Consider the following 2510-nt stretch of genomic DNA (forward strand, 5'->3'; position numbering starts at 1 on the left):
CGGCCCTCACGTCGACTGTGTAGGCGGCTGTCTGGCTCATCTCCTATCTTAGTTCATACTCAAAGAGTTCAATCGTGCCTTATGGAGGTCCCATGCCTTATCCTTCCCCGGTGGCTTATGATATTTGTCGTCTATTTTCCCTGTAGAACTGCTGCCTTCTCTCTTTTCCCCGGTTTCAAGGACAAAGGTTATCATTTTTCAAAAATCATTGCCACATTATCAATAACTTATATTATTTTTTTATTGACCAGCCTGAAAATGATCTGTTTTTCCAGGAGCCTGATTATTTGCATGGCAGTGGTTGTCGGAGGGCTTTTGTTCTGGTGGGGACAGTCCGGGATCAAGGGTATACTGACAAAAAAACTGTTAAGGGTTTGGATTTTTGAGGAATTACTTTTTTTGACGGCTCTGCTGGCCTGGGCGCTTTTACGGGGTATGGAGCCCTCTTTGAACAGCCTTGAAAAAAGCATGGACTTTGGCTTTGTCAATGCCATTCTCAGGGCTGACACCATGCCGCCCTGCGACATGTGGTTCGCCGGTAAAACCATCAATTACTACTATTTCGGCCATTTTCAAGCCGCTGTGATGACAGCTCTTTCCGGCTTTTCCCCGGCAGTATGCTACAACCTTTTGATTGCCACGATTTTTGCCCAGGTACTCACTTTCGGCTTCAGCCTCGGGGGCAACCTTATATCCTTAAAAAAAAGCCGGATCACATCCTTTCCCTCTTTTTTCATTGCCGGGGGCATATCATCCTTTCTTCTGACTTTTGGCGGAAACCTTCATCCGGCCTTTAAAGCCAGTCAAAACATTCTCAATAACGGATTCAGCAGAATTTTTTCAAACTATTGGTTTGCGAATGCCACAAGGTTTATCGGATATGATCCGCCCACATCAGACCAGGTGATCCATGAATTTCCCGCCTATAGTTTTATTGTGGCGGATCTGCATGCTCACATGTTGAATCTGCCCGTGGTTCTGCTTTTTTTTGCTGTTTTATTACACTTTGTTTGCTGGCAGACAGACAGGGATTTTACAAAAGCCACATCCATCCTATATCTTCCCGTCAAACAAATCACAGGTTTTGGCTTTTTATTTGCTGTTTTTTTCATGACAAATGCCTGGGATGTGCTGAATTTCGGACTTCTGCTGTTTTTAGTACTCTGCCTTGTTTTAAAACCCATGCACTCTTCTGGAATCAAATCCTTTTCTGGAATCAAATGGTTCCGTCATGTGATCATCGCAGGTATCAGCGGTCTTGCGGTCCTGATTCCGGCATTTTTATTTGCTCTGTCGTTTTCCAAAAACTTTACGCCCTTTTCCCAGGGGCTTGAATGGACGGATCACAAAAGCCCCATATGGCAGCTTTTTATTCTCCATGGCGGGTTCTGGATCATTGCAAGCCTTTATCTTCTCAGTCTGGTATTAAGGAAAAAACAAAATCAATCTTATCTTGAAAAGATAGATCTCTTTGTCCTGGCCTGTTTTTTGACAAGTCTTCTGCTCATTGCCATTCCTGAAGTAATCGTTATTAAAGATGCCCTTCCCCAGATATCCCGACGAGCCAATACCATGTTCAAACTTACGTACAGTGCCCATATAATAAGCTCGATTACGGCAGGATTCATGATCCTCAGCACGATTTGGCACCTGACCGGTTCTATCTTGAAAAAACCGGCAATTGCATTACTTGCCCTGGTCTTTTGCCTTTTGTCCATATTTCCCTTCCTGGGAATTCCCCAGTTTTATAACTTTGGACAATTTCAAACACTTAACGGGTTTCACTATTTAAAATGGGGGCCTTTGGGAAGCATTGAAGCGATTCAATGGTTAAACACAACGATTAAAGGTGCGCCGGTAATTGTTGAAGCCCCCGGAAAAAGCTATTCCCTTTACAACCATATATCTTCCGCCACAGGCCTTCCCTCGGTGCTGGGATGGCAGAATCACGCTATCCTGTGGCATAACAATGAACAAATCGTTATTGAAAGGCTGGACCATATCCATCAGATTTATACATCTGATGATCCAAAAAAAGTCAGGCAGTTAATTAAATATTATAATATCAGCTATATCATTGTGGGCAAACTTGAACAGGATGACTTCGGGCCCATTGATGAACAGCGGTTCACAACACTTGGTATTCTGGCATTTAAGGCCGGAGACACCCGTATCTATAAAGTAGATACACCATCTTCCAACCCTGACCGATAAAGCCTTTTTTTCATTTCTTAAGCTGAATAATCTTCTCCTGCTTTACTGACATGATGGATATTTTAAGCCTGCCGTCTTTGAGCATGGTTAAGTGAACCTTGTCACCGACTCTGGTTTCTTTAATCCCGAATTTAGATAATTTAGGAACATCCATAACCGTACCAGAAATTGTCTGCCCAACCTCCATGATTCTTAAATCGCCCGACGACTGTATGCCGCTTTGGCTATAAAAATCCTCGCAGCCAGCAGTAACCATTGCGATTGGCGCTGCCTGAAGAAGACCGGGTGCAATCAAA

Annotated in this window: 2 protein-coding genes; one reads left to right on the forward strand and one right to left on the reverse strand. The window is 43.6% G+C overall.

The annotated features are described in order from the left end of the window. Positions 1–117 precede the first annotated feature (117 nt). Positions 118–2214 carry a DUF2298 domain-containing protein gene (locus K8S13_RS16325; protein ID WP_291464122.1) on the forward strand — a complete coding sequence of 699 codons (2097 nt, stop codon included), beginning with the start codon at positions 118–120 and terminating at the stop codon, positions 2212–2214. A 10-nt stretch (positions 2215–2224) separates the two neighbouring features. On the opposite strand, the gene K8S13_RS16330 is transcribed toward K8S13_RS16325, so the two are convergent. Further along, positions 2225–2510, reverse strand: a 286-nt coding sequence (locus tag K8S13_RS16330; protein ID WP_291464123.1) for a hypothetical protein, incomplete at its 5' end; no start/stop codon positions are given.

It is taken from the genome of Desulfobacula sp., assembly GCF_021107415.1.

Excerpts from the sequence above, each read along its gene's own strand:
- K8S13_RS16325 (WP_291464122.1), top strand. The coding sequence starts at position 118 with ATGATATTTGTCGTCTATTTTCCCTGTAGAACTGCTGCCTTCTCTCTT.